Origin of the sequence: Edwardsiella sp. EA181011 (genome assembly GCF_000800725.1) — a bacterium.
Taxonomy (GTDB): Bacteria; Pseudomonadota; Gammaproteobacteria; order Enterobacterales; family Enterobacteriaceae; genus Edwardsiella; species Edwardsiella anguillarum.
Map to the genome: position 1 here is coordinate 2,155,523 of NZ_CP011364.1, position 16,167 is coordinate 2,171,689.

Sequence of the window (16,167 nt, forward strand, 5' to 3'; positions counted from 1 at the left end):
ACGATGATGGCGCACAGGACGGCAGCGCAGCCTGTTGCCGTAGCGAGACCGCCGAACGGCGGTTTATTCTGTATAATTTGCATTAGGTGCCCGACAGTATCGCTGTGGGCGAAGAGGGAGCAAGGAAGTCATGCTGAGCGCTAAATTCGGTTTTCGCCGGCGTATGGCCGGCACGCTGCTGGCGGTAACGCTGGCACCCTGGGGTACGCCGGCGCTGGCACAACCGGCGCCCGCACACGCGGAGGCGGCCCCGACCGCGTCGGCGCTACAGGCGCAGCTGCCGTTGGGAGTCACGCTACGCTATGGCCATGAGCTGGCGGCGCTGTACGCGGCCCACCGTGAGCAGCCGATGTGGCAGGATAGCGAGGCGGTGCGGGACTTTCAGCAGCAGCTGGCGGAGCTAGCGCTGTCCGGCGTACAGCCGCAGTTTGCCCGCTGGGCCGATGCGCTGACGGATCCCCGCATTCACGACATGGCGCGGGATATCCTGCTGTCCGATGCCATGATGGGCTACCTGCAGTATGTGGCCGGCGTGGCGGCCAACGGCGACGCCTGGCTGTACGGCAGCAAGAGCTATACGCTCGCGGCCCCGCCCGTCGGGCTGATCGATAACTGGCAGCGGGCGCTGCGCCAGGGGACGCTGACGGTCTTTATCCGTTCGCTGGCGCCCTCTAACCCCCAGTATCCGGCGATGCGTACGGCGCTGGAGACGCTGCTGGCCGATACCCAGCCCTGGCCGCAGATGCCCGGCGGGCCGACGCTGCGCCCGGGCGACAGCAGCCCGGCCATCGCAACGCTGCGCGCGATCCTGCTGCGCAGCGGCGCGCTGTCGGCGGCGGATGAGGGCGACGGCGAGGTCTATACGCCGGCGCTGGTGGCGGCGGTGAAGCGTTTCCAGAGCGGCCAGGGGCTGACGCCGGATGGGGTGATCGGTCCGCGCACCTATGCCTGGCTGAACGTCACGCCGCCGATGCGCACCGCCCTGCTGGCGCTGAATATTCAGCGTCTGCGTCTGCTGCCCGCCTCGGTGCATACCGGGATCATGGTCAACATCCCCAACTTCTCCATGACCTACTACCGCGATGGTAAGGACGTGCTATCTTCCCGGGTAATCGTCGGGCGCCCGGCGCGTAAGACGCCGCTGATGAACAGTGAGCTAAACAACGTGGTGGTCAACCCGCCGTGGAACGTGCCGACGAAGCTGGTGCGTGAGGATATCGTCCCCAAAGCTATGCGCGATCCCGGCTATTTTGAGCGCCACGGCTATACGCTGCTCTCCGGCTGGAGCGGCGATGCCCAGGTGATAAACCCCTATATGATCGACTGGAACAGCGTGTCGGCGCGCAACTTCCCTTACCGGGTGCGCCAGGCGCCGGGGGCGGGCAACTCGCTTGGCCGCTTTAAATTCAACATGCCGAGCCAGGACGCCATCTACCTGCACGATACGCCGAACCATGCGCTGTTCAACCAGGATATCCGCGCGCTCAGCTCCGGATGCGTTCGCATCAATAAGGCCTCGACGCTGGCGGATATGCTGCTGGCCGACGCCGGCTGGAGCCCGGCGCGGGTTGCCTCTGCGCTGCAGGCAGGCAATACGCAGTATGTTCCTATCCGGCAGCGCATTCCGGTGCGGCTCTACTATCAGACCGCCTGGGTCAGCGACGGCGGGGAGCCCCAGTTCCGCACAGATATTTACAATTATGATCAGTTGGCCCGCAGCGGTAGCCGCAGCGTGACGCAGGCGCGCCAGCTTTTCCATCTGTAGCAGACGGTTATCCTGCCGCGCGTGGGGCCACGGCCGCCGCCGCGGCGGGGCGATTTTTGTGATGGTCCGCGCCGGGGGGCGCAGGGCGGGTTGACGCCGCCTGGGCGGACGGTTAAGGTGCGCTGAGTGAGGCGTCGCGCAAGCGCTTTTCGTGCTATCGATAGCCACGATCGGTTCGGCTGCGTGGGACGCGAGATAACAGGGGCCGCAAAGGCCCCAATCTGTGCGCTTTGGGCGTGTTATTCAGACACTTTTTGGCCGGGTCATATTTGCTCATGGAACCGATAGATTTTCAGCGCCGTAAATGGCTGGCGCTCGGTGGTGCGGCACTTGGATTTGCCCTGCTGCCGGGCGTCGCCCAGGCGACCCTTTCTACGCCGCGTCCGCGGGTGCTGGTGCTCAATAATTTAAATACCGGCGAGCGCCTGCGCGCCGAGTTTTTTGATGGCCGCGCCTATATTCCTGAGGAGCTGGCGCGTCTAAACCACTTTTTCCGCGACTATCGCGCCAACCTGGTGAAGCGGATCGATCCGCGTCTGTTCGATCAGATCTTCCGGCTTCAGGTGATGCTAGGCAGCAAGAAGCCGATTCAGCTGGTGTCCGGCTACCGCTCGCCCCATACCAACAGCGAGCTGCGCGAGCGCAGCCGCGGCGTCGCTAAGCAGAGCTTCCATACCAAGGGGCAGGCGATGGATTTCCACATCGACGGCGTGGCGCTGGCGAACGTGCGCAAGGCGGCGATGCGTATGCGCGCCGGCGGCGTAGGCTATTATCCGCGCAGTAATTTTGTCCATATCGATACCGGGCCGGTGAGAAGTTGGTGATCGCCGCGCGGATGCGTATGATGGGGTCTGGTAAGGGCGACTGCCGGCCGTGAGCCGGCGTTTTTATGCGCGGAGAGTACCATGAAATACCACATCATTCCGGTTACCGCTTTTCAGCAAAACTGCACCCTGCTGTGGTGTGAGGCGACGCGGGAAGCGGCGATCGTCGATCCCGGCGGCGAGAGTGCCAAGATCCTGCGGGAGATCGGCGCCCGGGATCTGAAGGTGACGCAAATTCTGCTGACCCATGGCCACATCGACCACGTCGGCGCGGCGGCGCGTCTGGCGCAGACCCTGTCGGTGCCCATCTATGGCCCGCAGCAGGAGGACAGGTATTGGCTGGATCAGCTGTCGCAGCAGGCCGATATGTTTGGCTTTACCGACTGTCAGCCGTTTATGCCGACCCGCTGGCTGCAGCAGGGCGACACCCTGGTGGTGGGCGAGGAGCAGCTGACGGTGCTGCACTGTCCGGGCCACACCCCGGGCCACGTCGTTTACTTCTGCGAGAAGGCGCGTCTGGCGCAGGTGGGGGATGTGCTGTTTCGCGGCAGCATCGGGCGCAGCGATTTTGCCGGCGGCAACCACCGCGATCTGCTCAACAGCATCTGGACCCGCCTGTTTACCCTGGGCGATGACGTGGCGTTTATCCCCGGTCACGGCCCCATGTCGACCATCGGCGAAGAGCGGCGCAGTAACCCTTACGTGCGCGACGAGCCGGAAAACTGGTAGCGGCGCCGTTCGGCGCCGCTTTACCCACTCGAATGAAAGACGCCTTAGCGCGTCTTTTTTGATCTCTCATCGCGCGGGATCATGAGATCATCTGCATGCCACCCAGGATCACCGTGAGACGGTCAAACAGGGTCTGCATCAGGTGTTCGACGAAGGGCGCCAGCATCGGCATCAACATGCTAAGCGTCATCATGCCGATGGTGAGGGTCAGCGGAAAGCCGACGACGAAGATGGATAGCTGGGGCGTCATGCGGTTGAGCAACCCCAGCGCCATGTTGAGGGTCAGCAGCAGAGCGATCAGCGGCAGGGCCAGCATCATGCCGTTGAGAAAGATCAGATTGCCGCTCTGGGCCAGGGCCAGGAACCCGTTGCCGTTCAGCGGGTGCGTCGACAGGGGCAGCGTACGGAAGCTATCGGCCAGCAGGGAGAGGGTCCACAGGTGGCCGTTGAGGCTGAGAAACAGCAGCAGAGCCAGCAGGTTAAGCAGGCGCGCCAGGACCGGCATATTGGGGCCGCCGGAGGGGTCAAAGAAGGTGGCAAACGACAGCCCCATCTGCATGCCGATCACCTCCCCGGCCAGACGCACGGCGGCAAAGGCGAGCTGCATGGTCAGGCCGATGGCACAGCCGATCAGGATCTGCTGGATAGCTAGCCACAGCGCGCCGCCGCTGGCCAGTGTAATATCCGTCGGCGGCAGCTGGGGGGCCAGCAGAAAGGCCGTCAGCGCGGCCAGGGCGATGCGCACCTTGCGCGGCACCGCTTTCTCGCCCAGCATCGGCGCGGTGCTGTACAGGGCCAGCAGACGGATAAAGGGCCAGAAAAACTGCCCCAGCCAGAGCGTGAGCTGGGCGGGATCGAAGGTGATCATGGCTAGCCGATCAGGGTCGGCAGACTGCTGAAGAGGGTGCGCATATAGTCCAGCAGCAGGCTGAGCATCCAGGGGCCGGCGACCACCAGGGTGGCAAAGACGGCCAGAATTTTGGGGATAAACGACAGGGTCATTTCGTTGATTTGGGTCGCCGCCTGCAGCAGGCTGATCAGCAGACCGCTGATCAGCGCGGCCAGCAGCAGCGGAGTGGCCAGCGCCAGCCCCACTTTCATTGCCTGATATCCCAGGGCCATTACCGATTCCGGCGTCATGGCGTCCTCCTCGTATCGCCTATCCCAATAGGCGTGGTTGTGACAGCCGCATGGCCCCGACGCGGACGGCGATACCGCCGCCGATGCGGCGTACGCGGTATGCCCGCCGGGGCAGGGCGGCGGATAATTAGCCTAACGCGATGGGCGTTAGGTGTAGAAGCTTTGCGCCAGCGAGCCGAGCAGCAGCTGCCAGCCGTCCACCAGGACAAACAGCATCAGCTTAAACGGCAGCGAGATGGTGGCCGGAGGCACCATCATCATCCCCAGCGCCATCAACACGCTGGCGACGACCAGGTCGATGATCAAAAACGGAATAAAGACGGTAAAGCCGATCTGGAACGCCGTTTTCAGTTCGCTGGTGACGTAGGCCGGCAGCAGAATCCGCATCGGCACATCTTCCGGTCCCTGCATCTCCGGCTGCTTAGCCAGCCGGGAGAACAGTGCCAGATCGGTTTCACGGGTCTGACGCAGCATAAAGGCCCGCAGCGGTTTGGCGCCGCGATCCAGGGCGGTCTCCATGCTGATTTTCTGTTCGCTGAACGGCTGATAGGCGTCCTGGTAGATCTTATCGAGCACCGGCGACATGATAAAAAAGGTTAAAAATAGCGCGAGCCCCAGCAGCACCTGATTCGGCGGCGCAGAGGGGGTACCCAGCGCGTTGCGCAGCAGGCCGAGAACGATGATGATCCGGGTAAAGCTGGTCATCAGCAGCAGCGCGGCCGGCAGGAAGCTGAGCGAAGTCAGGAAGACCAGCGTCTGGACCGGCAGGGACCAGCTCTGCCCGCCGTGCGCCAGTGGTTGACTGATAATTCCGGGCAGCTGGGCCAGTGCCGCGGGCGCGCACAGCAGCAGCCCCGACAGCAGGGTGTAACGCAGAATAGGCCGCATCAGGAGTTCTCTTTACTTCGGCCAAACCGGTGACGTGCGGCCTGGCGCAGCAGGTGCTGGAATGAGGTCGGTCGCTCGGTCGCATCGTGCTCCGTCGTCGCCGGCACATCAAAGGTATGTAGATGGGTGATGCTCTGGGCCGTGACGCCGAGCACCAGACACTGGTTATCCACCTCGACCACCACCAGCCGTTCACGTTGTCCGAGGCTACAGCTGGCGCGGACGTTGAGCAGACGCTCTCCGCGTGGACGGGTGGCGAATCCCAGGTGCTTGACCAGCCAGGCCAGCGCCAGGATCAGCAGCAGAATGCCGCCCAGCGTACCGCCCACCTGGGTCAGTACGCTTTCTGTCGGCAGTGCGGGGGCGGCGGGGATCGCCGCGACGACGCTGGACATATCAGCGGCTCAGACGACGCATGCGTTCTGACGGAGTGATGATATCGGTAATGCGGACGCCGAATTTATCGTTGACCACCACCACCTCTCCCTGGGCTATCAGATAGCCGTTGATCAGCACATCCAGCGGCTCCCCGGCCAGGCCATCCAGCGCCACCACGGATCCCTGCGACAGGCGCAGCAGCTCCTTGATGGTCATCTTGGTGCGGCCCAGCTCCACGGTCAGCTTGACCGGGATATCCAGGATCAGATCGATATCCTGACCGCTGCCGGCGCCCAGCGTCGGCGTCTCGTCCAGATTCTGAAAAATATCGCCGTTATTCTGTGCGGCGGACTGTTGTTCTCCCATTGCTTCCGCCCACAGGTCGGCGGCGTCATCCTGAGCGTCAGCTGACGGCTTGTTGGCGTCACTCATCGGAATTTCCTCGCGAAGTCGCATCTAAAATAGGGTTAATCATTTTTTCTACGCGCAGTGCATACTGGCCGTGATAGCAGCCATACTGGCAGGTTAACACCGGCACACCGTCTACGTTGGCCACCAGGCGGTCGGGCCGGTCGATAGGCAATACGTCGCCGATCTGCAGCTTAAGAACGTCAGACAGACGCAGCGGAACGTCGACAAAATTGGCCACCAGCTCCAGCTCGGAGTGCTGTACCTGCTTGCTAAGGGTATCGCGCCAGTGCTGATCCTCCTGTTTGGAGTTCTCCAGCGGCGGGTTGACCAGCAGCTCGCGCAGCGGTTCGATCATTGAGAAGGGGATACAGATATTGAACTCCCCGCTCAGGGCTCCGACCTCAACGGTAAAGGGCGTCGTGACCACGATATCGTTAGGGGAGGTGGTGATATTGGTAAATTTCACCTGGATCTCTGAGCGGACATATTCGACGTCCAGCTTGAAGATAGCGCCCCAGGCATCGCGATAGGCATCCAGCGCCAGTCGCAGCATGCGCTGGATCACCCGCTGTTCGGTGTGGGTAAACTCACGGCCGTCCACCTTGGTGGGGAAGCGGCCATCGCCGCCGAACAGGTTATCGACCGCCATAAACACCAGGCTGGGCTCGAAGACCATCAGCGCGGTGCCGCGCAGGGGCTTCAGGTGTACCAGGTTCAGGTTGGTCGGCACCGGCAGGTTACGGGCAAACTCATGGTAGGGCTGAATACGCACCGCGCCTACCGTGATATCCGGACTGCGGCGCAGCAGGTTAAATAGTCCCATACGGAACTGACGGGCGAAACGCTCGTTGACGATCTCCAGCGCCTGCAGACGTTCGCGTACGACGCGTCGCTGGGTGGTGGGATCGTAGGGACGGACTTCGCCGTCGTGGGTTTCCAGTGACGCATGCTGCTCGCTGGGCGCGGCATCGCTGTCGCCATTGAGCAGCGCGTCTATTTCGGCTTGAGACAGAATGCTATCGGACATAACGGTTACCGCAGGATGAACGCTGTGAACATAACGTCATTGACCATCTGTGCCGGCTGGCCGCTGACGACCGGCGCGCGCAGGGTGGATTTAATTTCGTCCATCAACGCTTTTTTACCCTGCTCGGAGGCCAGCGTTGCAGCCTGCTGGCGGGAGAGCAGCATTAACAGACGGCTACGTACCTCAGGCAGATAGTCGTTTAGACGCTTACGAGTACCCTCATCAGGCAGACGCAGGGTAATGCCGACATACAGGACGCGGTCGCTGTCGTCGCCGTTACTCAGCAGGTTAACCGTAAACGGATCCAGCGCCATAAATACCGGCAGCGGAATCGGCGCCTGCTTGACGGTGTGCTGCTGTGTCTGTTGATAATAGTGCCAGCCGAAGTAGCCGCCGCCGGCGGCCAGCGCGGCAAAGAGCACCAACAGGATCAATACCCATTTGCGCCGTTTAGCGGAGCGGTTTGGGAGTGACATATCAGACATAAGGGGGATGATTCCTGTAGCTGTGTGCGCAACGCGCATGGAAATTCGCTAAAGCTATTATCCCTGCCGTCAGGCCGGAACAATGGCGGGAATAACGTCAAAAAACGGGGCTAATCGGGCGATTGCCCCGTTCTGTTTCTGTCAGGCGTGCTAAACGCTGATATCGACGGCGCCCAGAGGGCGGCGCACCGTGGTCGGCGCAACGGCGTCCAGCGGCGTCGGGACCGCATTGTCGGCCACGATAAACGGCGTGGCATCCGGCTGCGGGGCCTGCCCCTGCTGCTGGCCATTGCCCCACTGCGACTGGGCCTCGCTGCCGATGCTGCTCTGTCCCAGCTGAATACCGCTTTCCGCCAGCGCCGTGCGCAGATGCGGCAGGGCGGCCTCCAGCGCGGCGCGGACCTGACCGTGCGCGGCGGCCATATGCAGCTGCGCCTGATTATCGTCCAGACGCAGCGTGATCTGGACGGCGCCGAGATCCTGCGGGTGCAGGCGCAGCTCGGCCTGATGCTGGCCGTTACGGGCAAACATCAGCACCTGCTGTCCCAGCGCCTGCTGCCACTCACCGCTGCCGAGGGGCGCGTTGAGCAGCGGCGCGCTGGCCGTGGCGGCAGAGGCCAGCGGCGTAGCGCTGAGCTGGGGCGTCGCCGGCGTCGGCGCGGCGTGCAGGGCGGTCGGCGTAATGGCCTGTGCGCTGTGACCCGGCTGGAGGTCATGCGACAGGCTGCGGCGCTCCGGGGTATTCAGGCTGACCAGTGAACTGGCGGTATCCAGCGTGTTGATCCCCGGCGTCGTGGGCGATGCCTTGGCGCTGAGCAGCGGAGCGATGTCGGCGCGCTGCGTTAGGGCGTCAGGGCGCGCGTTAGTCGCGTTAGCGTTGCCTAACAGCGAGGTCAGTGAGCTTTCCGGCGCTCCCCGGCGTGGGGAGAGCAGGCGCATCAGGTCGTCGCCGTCGCCGGTGCGTACGCTGCCCGGCGTAAAGGTCTGGGACGGGGCGTCGGCGCACGGCGGCAGCATCGCCAGCAGGGCGGCGATCGCCTGCTGGGTCGTCGCGTCGGCGGTTTCCGGCACGATTTTCTGCGGGTGATCCGGTATCGTCAGCGCCGGGGTCTGGCGCGCCGCCGCGACGATCTCCGCCGGGTCAAGCCGCTGGTCGCGCTGATTCTCTAGGCTGGCCAACAGCGCCTGACGCTGCGTGGCGCTCATCTGGGACAGGCGGCTGAGCAGGGCGCTGTGCGGCCCGGTCGGCGTCTGGCCTTCCGGCTGCTGCAGCGCCTGGATCAGCGCCTGCTTGCTGCCCGGCTGGCTGATCAGCGCTAGTATATCGGCAAACGGGAAGCCATCGCCGGCGTCCGCCGCCGGGCTATCTATCGACGCGGAGGCGGTGTTAAGCGTGATGGCAACGGGCGTTGTCATGATTTTTCTCTCCTTTGGCTGGCACGCTGGGCGTACTCATCCATCCGTTTTTGATCCTGTTTATTCAGTATTATCTGGCGCTGCACCTCGGCGCGCTCGTGCAGGGCGCTGAAGGCGCTCAGGCGCTGCTGCTTCAGCTGCCAGCTGTGGGTCGCGTGCTCCAGACGGGAGTGGCACTGATTCAGCTGCGTCCGGTGCTGCTCGATGGCCTGCTCCAGCGTCAGGATAAACTGCTGATAGTTATACCAGCTGGCCGCGGCGATCCCGCCGCTCATCCCCTGATTCAGGCGTCGGCGATACTCATCCTGGTAGTTCAGCAGCATCTCCAGTTGCTGCTGGGCCTGTTGACAGGCCTGGCGGGCATGACCCAGCGCTCGGGTCGCCTGATCGACATCCTGCTGCGCCAGTTCGCGTAGGGTGTTTAATGCTGATGACATGCCAACCTCCCCTTAGGCCATCGGCGATGGCTATGCGCTGAACAGCGCTTGCAGCGCCGTACAGGCCTGTTGATAGTCGCTGCGCTCAAAAATGCCCTGCTGCAGAAACGCCTCAAGCTGCGGATAGAGCGCGATGGCCTGATCCAGCAGCGGATCGCTGCCGCGCGCATAGGCACCGACGCTGATCAGATCCCGGTTGCGCTGATAGCTGGAGAGCAGCTGTTTGAAGCTGCGCACTCGCGCATAGTGCGCCTCATCGATCAGCGAGGTCATGGCGCGGCTGATGGAGGCCTCGATGTCGATGGCCGGGTAGTGGCCGGCCTCCGCCAGACGGCGCGACAGCACCACGTGGCCATCCAGGATGGCGCGCGCCGAGTCGGCGATGGGATCCTGCTGATCGTCACCCTCGGTGAGGACGGTATAAAATGCGGTGATGGAGCCGCCGCCGCTGATCCCGTTGCCGGCGCGCTCCACCAGGGCGGGCAGCTTGGCGAAGACCGACGGTGGGTAGCCTTTGGTGGCCGGCGGCTCGCCGATGGCTAGCGCGATCTCACGCTGGGCCATGGCGTAGCGGGTCAGGGAGTCCATGATCAGCAGCACGTGCTGGCCCCGATCGCGGAAGTCTTCGGCGATACGGGTGGCATAGGCGGCGCCCTGCATGCGCAGCAGCGGCGAGACATCCGCGGGGGCGGCGATCACCACCGAGCGCTGACGTCCCTCCTCGCCGAGGATATTCTCGATGAAGTCTTTGACCTCGCGGCCGCGCTCGCCGATCAGCCCGACGACGATCACATCGGCCTGAGTGTAGCGCGCCATCATCCCGAGCAGCACGCTCTTACCGACCCCGGAGCCGGCAAACAGCCCCATGCGCTGGCCGCGCCCCACCGTCAGTAGGGCGTTAATGGCGCGTACGCCGACGTCCAGCACCTGGGTGATCGGCGTTCGCTGCAGCGGGTTGAACGGTTGGCTGCTCAGTCCGCCGTGGTCGCTCTCATCCGGCGGCGGCAGGCCGTCGAGGGGGCGGGCGCTGCCGTCGAGTACGCGGCCCAGCAGGGCGGGGCCCAGGGGAAGCTGCTTGCCGCTGTTTAAGGCGGCGGCCGGCGCCCAGACGCGGGCGCCGGGCACAATGCCCTCGACCTCTTCCAACGGCATCAGGAATAACTGCCGGCCGTTAAAGCCGACCACTTCGGCCTCGACGTCCAGCACCTGGTGGCCATCGTGGCGCTCGACGCGACAGGTGGCGCCGATCGGTAGCTGCAGGCCGGTCGCCTCCAGCACCAGGCCGGTCGCGCGGGTCAGCTTACCGTAGCGGCGCGCCTCCGGCAGGGCAGGGATACGGCGCTCAAGGCTGGCCAGCGCGCCAAGCCAGGTGTCAAGCCGACTGCTCATAGCGGCAGCTCCGGCGCGGCCAGCTTGCACAGCTCCTGCCAGCGGGTCGCGATGCTGGCATCCAGCTCACCGCCCTCGGCGCTGATCTTACAGCCGCCGCGGTGCAGCTGGGTATCTGCCAGCAGCTTCCAACCCTGCTGCTCCAACTGAACCCCCAGATGCTGCTGTACCAGCGGCAGATCCTGCGGGTTGACGCGCAGCTGCAGATTGCCGCTGAACAGCGGCTCCTGGTGGATCAGCTGCTGGATTTGCTGCAGTACCCCGCTGGCATCGCACAGCGGGGTCTGGCCGATGATCTGTTTCGCGGCGGTCAGCGCAAGCTGCATCAGGCGCGCGGCAATGACACTGTCGAGGGAGTTGAGGGAGCGCTGAAACTCGGCTGACAGGGTACGCCAGCTGTCCAGCATCGGCTGCTGCTCGGCCATCGCCTGCTGCATGCCCTGGGTGCGCCCCTCCGCCAGTCCCTGTTGAAAACCGGCGTCATAACCCTGTTTTTCCCCCTGCTGCAGGCCGATCTGCAGCCCCTGCTGTTGAGCGTCGTGACGCAGACGCTCCGCTTCGGCCTGTGCGGCCGCCTGGGCCGCGGCGCTGCTGGCGGCGCCGTCGCTCTGCTCGTCCGCCTCAATGCGTGGACGCAGCGGTCGGCGCGGCGCGGCGAAGTCATGCATCTCCCAGGGCTTCCAGCGCGGATCGCTGGCTTCGGGGCTGCCCTTGGGCAGCACCTGTTTACGGAACGGAGAGTTAGACATAGGTATCCTCGCCGCCGCCAATCACGATCTCGCCGGTCTCCGCCAGACGGCGGACGATAAGCAGAATCGACTTCTGCTCCGCCTCGACCAGCGACAGGCGTATCGGGCCGCGGGTCGCCAGGTCGTCGCGCAGGATATCGGCCGCACGCTGGGACATATTGCGCATGAACTTCTCGCGCAGCGCTTCGTCCGCGCCCTTCAGGGCGATCAGCAGCGACTCGTTTTCGACCTCCTGCAGAATCCGCTGGATACTGCGATCGTCGACGTCCACCAGGTTTTCGAACAGGAACATCTCGTCGATGATCTTCTGCGCCAGCTCGCCGTCGTGGGTGCGCATGGCATCGATGACCGACTCTTCCTGCTGGCTCTTCATCAGGTTGATAATCTCGGCCGCGGTGCGGATTCCGCCCAGCTTGCTGCGCTTGAGATTCTGACCGTCGAGCAGGTTGTTGAGCACTTCGGTCAGCTCCTGCAGGGCGGTCGGCTGCACGCCGCCGAAGGTGGCGATACGCAGCATGACGTCGTTGCGCTGGCGTTCATCGAACTGCGCCAGAATATCGGCCGCCTGGGCACGCTTCAGGTGCACCAGGATCGTGGCGATGATCTGCGGATGCTCTTCGCGGATGATATCCGCGGCCGCCTGCGGTTCCATAAAGTTGAGGGTTTCGATACCGTTGGCGGTATCGCGCGACTCCAGAATATCTTCCAGCAGGCTGGCGGCGCGCTCCTCGCCCAGGGCTTTGACCAGCACCGTACGCAGGTAGTCGCTGGCGTTGACGCTCAGGGCGGCGAACTGCTCCGCCTCATCCTGAAACTCGCCCAATACCTCGGTCAGCTGCTGATGGGAGACCTGACGCATGCCGGCCATGGTGGTACTGAGCTGTTGTACCTCCCGGGTAGAGAGGTGTTTAAACACTTCGGCGGCGCGGTCTTCGCCGATGGTCATCAAAAGTACCGCGCTTTTTTCGGTTGCAGTCAGGCTCATTGTTGTTCTGTGCTCATCCATTGGCGGATCACCAGCGCCACGACGCGCGGATCCTGTTCGGCCATTTCGCGTACGCGCTCGGTCTGCGCTTCGGCGGTGCTGCGCTGCTGCAGCTTACGACGCTGCTGCAGCTCCTCATTGCTCGGCTGTTTGGCCGGCTGCACCGAGAGCGGCGGGGCGTCGACGCGCTGCTGCGCGGCGGCGGCGGCCAGCTGCTGTTTGGTCAGCATCGGTTTAACCAGCTTGCGCCACAGCAGCCAGGCGACCAGGGCGACCAGCAGATAGCGTCCCAGCGTGGTCAGCAGATCGATAAAGGACTGCTTCTGCCAGAAGGGTAGTTCACCGCCGTTGTCTTCCACGCTGTTAAACGGCGTGTTGACGACGCTCAGGGTATCGCCGCGGCTCTGGGAGAAGCCCATGGCTTCCCGCACCAGATTGTTGATCTGATCCATCTTCTCTTGGCTGAGGGCGATCTCTTTACCCTTGGTGTCGGTGGCGTAGTTAACCACCACGGCGACCGACAGACGCTCGATATTGCCGGCGCGCTCCTGGGTATGGCGAATCGTCCTGTCCACCTCGTAGTTGGTGGTCTCGTCGCGCCGGATATTTTCATTGCGGCTGGTCAGACGGCCGTTGTTGCTGATGGCGCTGCTGCGGCTCGGGGTCGGCGCATTGCGGCCCGCGGTGCCCTGCGCGCTGCGCGGCTTGTCGATATTGCCGGTGGCCGGCGGCGCAGGCTCATTGGACAGGGCGCCGGGAACGCCGCCGTTCAGCTGTCCGCCGGACTGATCGCTCTGGCTTATCTGCTGGCTGCGGATCGCGGCCTGGTTGGGCAGCTGGTTGGGCTTGTACTCCTCGTCGGTCTGCTCCCGGCTGGCAAAGTCCAGCTGGGCCGTGACCTGGGCGTGCACGTTACCGCTGCCGAGCATCGGCTGCAGGATGGTTTCGATCCGGCGCTGCAGGCGACCCTCTACCTCAGAGGTAAACTTCAGCTGGGCGGCGTTCAGATCCCGTCCGGTACCGTCCGGCTGAGTCAGCAGGTGGCCGAACTGATCGACGACGGTGACGTTGCCCGGCGGTAGGCCGGCGACGCTGCTGGAGACCATATAGACGATGGCGTTGATCTGGCCATCGTCCAGCGCACGTCCCGGTTCCAGCGTCAGCGTGACGGAGGCGGAGGGCTGCTTCTGCTCACGGACGAACAGCGACGGCTTAGGCATCGCCAGATGCACGCGGGCGCTGACCACCGGCCCCAGGGTCTCGATGGTGCGCGCCAACTCACCCTCCAGCGCACGCTGGTAGTTGATCTGCTCGCTGAACTGGCTGATGCCGAACTTCTCCTGATCGAGCAGCTCAAAGCCGACGGCGCCTCCCTTGGGGAGACCTTGCTGGGCCAGCTTTAGACGCGTGTCATACACCTTGTCCGCGGGCACCATCAGCGTGGTGCCGTTATTGGCAAAGCGATAGGGGATATTCATCTGGGTCAGCTGTGTGACAATGGCGCCGCCGTCGCGATCGCTAATGTTGCTGTACAGTACCCGATAATCGGGCGCGCGCGCCCAAAGCGCCAAAACAACCACGATGGCGATGGCGACGGCGCTGGCCAACAGTAAGGGAATTTTGGGATTGGCCCGCACGCGCTCCAGTATGGCTTTAATACTATTCTCAGCGCTTTTTGCTGCGGTGCCAGCGGTACCGGTGGCTGAAGCGTTCATGGGCTTACCTTATTGTTCAGTTGCGTCCGGACTTGAGGCCGGTATGAATGGATGTGTAACAAATCAGACTCCCTGACGCGGCAATGCGAATCGCGGAAAACCTGCAAAAGCAGGCACTTTATTATTGGCGCACGCGGCAAAATCGATGGCGGGAGAAAGGGACATTTTTAGCGTTATTTACCCGCTTTGGGTTTCACGCCTTATGGTAGGTTGTCATGCAATTGGTAGTGTTCAATCATTAAGGAGCCTTTCGTGGCAGTCACCGGCATCGAGAACGTTTTACAGCAGCTTCAGGCCACCGCGCTTTCCGCCGCCAACCGCACCCCGCAGGATGGGGTGGCGCAGGGGACGTTTTCTTCCGAGCTGAAGTCGGCGATCGACCGTATCAGCGACAATCAGAACCATGCTCGCTTGCAGGCCCAGCAGTTTGAGATGGGGGTTCCCGGCGTGGCGCTGAACGACGTGATGCTGGATATGCAGAAATCCAGCGTGTCGCTGCAGATGGGGATTCAGGTGCGCAACCGCCTGGTCGCCGCCTATCAAGACATTATGAACATGCAGGTGTAGAAAATTTAATTATTTGATAAATAATTAAATTGTTCTCTTGTTCACGATTCGTGGGATATCAGTGGGGCATCCGTAATCAGGCTCTTATTAAGGGTGGCCAGCTGCTCGCAGGTTTTATCTGGCACATCAACCTGATACCCCCTCTGCGTATCGGCATGACCGAGTCTGTTGGCGATAAACGTAGGGGGGACTCCGGCGTGTAACGAGCCGTGCGCAGGTATGGGGCGCCAGTGCGGCCGCGGCTCTCACCCCGCGGTTTCCCTACGTGGGTGAGTTGACGTTACAGTATCATTCTGTCCCGCCAGGCCATTATACTTAATATAGTGGCCGCTCCATTCAATTAGTGGCGATTTGTCATCTCGCGCTGGCACACGGGAAGGGGGCGACCATTCCATTCACCGCGCCGCCGGGGATCAGCAGAGGCAAGGATAAATGGCGCTATTGTCGCAAGGCTGTTAGCGTTAACCCGTCATTCCATTCTGGCTCACCCTTATCTATTCATCGGCGCACCCAGAGCAATTTATTCAGTAACCAAGACAGACGGGGTCACCGGTTCAATGAATTGGCCGGCGAGCGGTGATGATAAAGTATTTTAAAGATGTGCATGATGCAGTATATGCCGATGTATTCGATGGCCGCCGGGATCAGTATATAAGCGAGGGACTGACGCCAATCATGTAGCGTGAGGCAATGGCAATGGGGAATTCACCGCTAACGCACGACGATCCCGTTATACAGGCCAACGCAGACAGGCAATCGTTGTTAGATGAATCTAATGCTGTAACCGCCGGCTGGCGGAGTGAGCCTGCGTTGGGTGCCATCAGTGATGTTGATAAGGCGAAGCTTAGCGCCGGAATAGAGTATATCAAGGCCGTGAAAACGGTAGATATGTCTACCTCCCCCCTATTGAATGGCCTGTTCCTGCGGCGGTGTAGGCCGGGCGGGGCTATTGTAGCAGCGCGTATCCGCACAGCTCGGTATTTTCCCATTCAGCGAGTGCCGCCATTTCCGTTAGGGGCGCTGCCCAGCATTAACCGCGTCCTGACATCGCGACAAGGCGCCATTCAGCTCGCAGGTAGAGGGAAATGTCCTAAATTATAAAGGATAAGGGATTATATACCATTAATCTCTCTATATACCGACATCCAAGGATTAATATCCCTGGCGCTGATAACGTTAGTTAGGTTATTTTATCGTCCAAGTGAGTTAATTACGCATGGTTCAGTTACATGGAAAAAGAATATTTTGATGCCATTGTTATT

At 62.4% G+C, this 16,167-nt stretch carries 18 protein-coding genes; 5 read left to right on the forward strand and 13 right to left on the reverse strand.

Going from position 1 to position 16,167, the window contains the following annotated elements; translation table 11 throughout:
• The first annotated feature begins 130 nt into the window (after positions 1-130).
• The 3 genes from ldtD (at position 131) to QY76_RS09525 (ending at position 3,318) form a co-directional block, all read left to right on the forward strand.
• Complete coding sequence (ldtD, locus tag QY76_RS09515) at positions 131-1,765, forward strand: L,D-transpeptidase (protein WP_045424522.1); 1,635 nt, start codon at positions 131-133, stop codon at positions 1,763-1,765.
• Between the two features lie 275 nt (positions 1,766-2,040).
• Positions 2,041-2,589, forward strand: a complete 549-nt coding sequence (locus tag QY76_RS09520) for a YcbK family protein (RefSeq protein WP_045424525.1) — start codon at positions 2,041-2,043, stop codon at positions 2,587-2,589.
• 81 nt (positions 2,590-2,670) lie between these two features.
• Positions 2,671-3,318: an MBL fold metallo-hydrolase gene (locus QY76_RS09525; protein WP_045424537.1), complete on the forward strand. Its 648-nt coding sequence runs from the start codon at positions 2,671-2,673 to the stop codon at positions 3,316-3,318.
• A 79-nt stretch (positions 3,319-3,397) separates the two neighbouring features.
• Here QY76_RS09525 and fliR read toward each other — a convergent pair whose 3' ends face one another.
• The 13 genes from fliR to fliF all read right to left on the reverse strand — a co-directional run bounded on the left by fliR (position 3,398) and on the right by fliF (position 14,338).
• On the reverse strand, positions 3,398-4,186 hold the full coding sequence (gene fliR / locus QY76_RS09530; RefSeq protein ID WP_034162448.1) for a flagellar biosynthetic protein FliR: 789 nt from the start codon (positions 4,184-4,186) through the stop codon (positions 3,398-3,400).
• 2 nt (positions 4,187-4,188) lie between these two features.
• Positions 4,189-4,458: a flagellar biosynthesis protein FliQ gene (fliQ, locus tag QY76_RS09535; protein ID WP_012848986.1), complete on the reverse strand. Its 270-nt coding sequence runs from the start codon at positions 4,456-4,458 to the stop codon at positions 4,189-4,191.
• Between the two features lie 147 nt (positions 4,459-4,605).
• Positions 4,606-5,346 (reverse strand): flagellar type III secretion system pore protein FliP, encoded by a 741-nt coding sequence (gene fliP / locus QY76_RS09540; protein WP_034162446.1) that lies wholly within the window; start codon positions 5,344-5,346, stop codon positions 4,606-4,608.
• On the reverse strand, positions 5,346-5,741 hold the full coding sequence (fliO, locus tag QY76_RS09545) for a flagellar biosynthetic protein FliO (protein ID WP_045424543.1): 396 nt from the start codon (positions 5,739-5,741) through the stop codon (positions 5,346-5,348). The genes fliP and fliO overlap by 1 nt, the downstream gene beginning before the upstream one ends.
• Before the next feature lies 1 nt (position 5,742).
• Positions 5,743-6,156, reverse strand: a complete 414-nt coding sequence (gene fliN / locus QY76_RS09550) for a flagellar motor switch protein FliN (protein WP_034162444.1) — start codon at positions 6,154-6,156, stop codon at positions 5,743-5,745.
• A complete protein-coding gene (gene fliM / locus QY76_RS09555; protein ID WP_034162442.1) occupies positions 6,149-7,162 on the reverse strand; it encodes a flagellar motor switch protein FliM in 1,014 nt (337 codons plus the stop codon). Before fliM ends, fliN begins: the two co-directional genes overlap by 8 nt.
• Positions 7,163-7,167: 5 nt before the next feature.
• On the reverse strand, positions 7,168-7,647 hold the full coding sequence (gene fliL / locus QY76_RS09560; RefSeq protein WP_012848981.1) for a flagellar basal body-associated protein FliL: 480 nt from the start codon (positions 7,645-7,647) through the stop codon (positions 7,168-7,170).
• A 150-nt stretch (positions 7,648-7,797) separates the two neighbouring features.
• Positions 7,798-9,063 (reverse strand): flagellar hook-length control protein FliK, encoded by a 1,266-nt coding sequence (locus QY76_RS09565; RefSeq protein ID WP_045424546.1) that lies wholly within the window; start codon positions 9,061-9,063, stop codon positions 7,798-7,800.
• Positions 9,060-9,500 carry a flagellar export protein FliJ gene (gene fliJ, locus QY76_RS09570; RefSeq protein WP_034162439.1) on the reverse strand — a complete coding sequence of 147 codons (441 nt, stop codon included), beginning with the start codon at positions 9,498-9,500 and terminating at the stop codon, positions 9,060-9,062. The genes QY76_RS09565 and fliJ overlap by 4 nt, the downstream gene beginning before the upstream one ends.
• 30 nt (positions 9,501-9,530) lie before the next feature.
• Positions 9,531-10,889: a flagellar protein export ATPase FliI gene (fliI, locus tag QY76_RS09575; RefSeq protein ID WP_034162438.1), complete on the reverse strand. Its 1,359-nt coding sequence runs from the start codon at positions 10,887-10,889 to the stop codon at positions 9,531-9,533.
• On the reverse strand, positions 10,886-11,638 hold the full coding sequence (gene fliH, locus QY76_RS09580) for a flagellar assembly protein FliH (RefSeq protein WP_034162437.1): 753 nt from the start codon (positions 11,636-11,638) through the stop codon (positions 10,886-10,888). Before fliH ends, fliI begins: the two co-directional genes overlap by 4 nt.
• Positions 11,631-12,623 (reverse strand): flagellar motor switch protein FliG, encoded by a 993-nt coding sequence (gene fliG / locus QY76_RS09585; protein WP_012848976.1) that lies wholly within the window; start codon positions 12,621-12,623, stop codon positions 11,631-11,633. The genes fliH and fliG overlap by 8 nt, the downstream gene beginning before the upstream one ends.
• Positions 12,620-14,338, reverse strand: a complete 1,719-nt coding sequence (gene fliF, locus QY76_RS09590; protein ID WP_034162436.1) for a flagellar basal-body MS-ring/collar protein FliF — start codon at positions 14,336-14,338, stop codon at positions 12,620-12,622. The genes fliG and fliF overlap by 4 nt, the downstream gene beginning before the upstream one ends.
• A 252-nt stretch (positions 14,339-14,590) precedes the next feature.
• On the opposite strand from fliF, the gene fliE reads away from it, so the two are divergent.
• Together fliE and QY76_RS19695 are read left to right on the forward strand one after the other, a co-directional pair.
• Complete coding sequence (gene fliE / locus QY76_RS09595; protein ID WP_012848973.1) at positions 14,591-14,905, forward strand: flagellar hook-basal body complex protein FliE; 315 nt, start codon at positions 14,591-14,593, stop codon at positions 14,903-14,905.
• Positions 14,906-15,601: 696 nt separating this feature from the next.
• On the forward strand, positions 15,602-16,006 hold the full coding sequence (locus QY76_RS19695) for a tail fiber assembly protein (protein ID WP_052365561.1): 405 nt from the start codon (positions 15,602-15,604) through the stop codon (positions 16,004-16,006).
• Positions 16,007-16,167: the final 161 nt, after the last annotated feature.

Excerpts from the sequence above, each read along its gene's own strand:
- fliQ (WP_012848986.1), bottom strand. The coding sequence starts at position 4,458 with ATGACGCCGGAATCGGTAATGGCCCTGGGATATCAGGCAATGAAAGTG.
- fliM (WP_034162442.1), bottom strand. The coding sequence starts at position 7,162 with ATGTCCGATAGCATTCTGTCTCAAGCCGAAATAGACGCGCTGCTCAAT.
- fliH (WP_034162437.1), bottom strand. The coding sequence starts at position 11,638 with ATGTCTAACTCTCCGTTCCGTAAACAGGTGCTGCCCAAGGGCAGCCCC.
- QY76_RS09525 (WP_045424537.1), top strand. The coding sequence starts at position 2,671 with ATGAAATACCACATCATTCCGGTTACCGCTTTTCAGCAAAACTGCACC.
- fliF (WP_034162436.1), bottom strand. The coding sequence starts at position 14,338 with ATGAACGCTTCAGCCACCGGTACCGCTGGCACCGCAGCAAAAAGCGCT.
- ldtD (WP_045424522.1), top strand. The coding sequence starts at position 131 with ATGCTGAGCGCTAAATTCGGTTTTCGCCGGCGTATGGCCGGCACGCTG.
- fliJ (WP_034162439.1), bottom strand. The coding sequence starts at position 9,500 with ATGTCATCAGCATTAAACACCCTACGCGAACTGGCGCAGCAGGATGTC.
- QY76_RS09520 (WP_045424525.1), top strand. The coding sequence starts at position 2,041 with ATGGAACCGATAGATTTTCAGCGCCGTAAATGGCTGGCGCTCGGTGGT.
- fliG (WP_012848976.1), bottom strand. The coding sequence starts at position 12,623 with ATGAGCCTGACTGCAACCGAAAAAAGCGCGGTACTTTTGATGACCATC.
- fliR (WP_034162448.1), bottom strand. The coding sequence starts at position 4,186 with ATGATCACCTTCGATCCCGCCCAGCTCACGCTCTGGCTGGGGCAGTTT.
- QY76_RS19695 (WP_052365561.1), top strand. The coding sequence starts at position 15,602 with ATGGGGAATTCACCGCTAACGCACGACGATCCCGTTATACAGGCCAAC.
- fliL (WP_012848981.1), bottom strand. The coding sequence starts at position 7,647 with ATGTCTGATATGTCACTCCCAAACCGCTCCGCTAAACGGCGCAAATGG.
- fliN (WP_034162444.1), bottom strand. The coding sequence starts at position 6,156 with ATGAGTGACGCCAACAAGCCGTCAGCTGACGCTCAGGATGACGCCGCC.
- QY76_RS09565 (WP_045424546.1), bottom strand. The coding sequence starts at position 9,063 with ATGACAACGCCCGTTGCCATCACGCTTAACACCGCCTCCGCGTCGATA.
- fliP (WP_034162446.1), bottom strand. The coding sequence starts at position 5,346 with ATGCGGCCTATTCTGCGTTACACCCTGCTGTCGGGGCTGCTGCTGTGC.
- fliI (WP_034162438.1), bottom strand. The coding sequence starts at position 10,889 with ATGAGCAGTCGGCTTGACACCTGGCTTGGCGCGCTGGCCAGCCTTGAG.
- fliO (WP_045424543.1), bottom strand. The coding sequence starts at position 5,741 with ATGTCCAGCGTCGTCGCGGCGATCCCCGCCGCCCCCGCACTGCCGACA.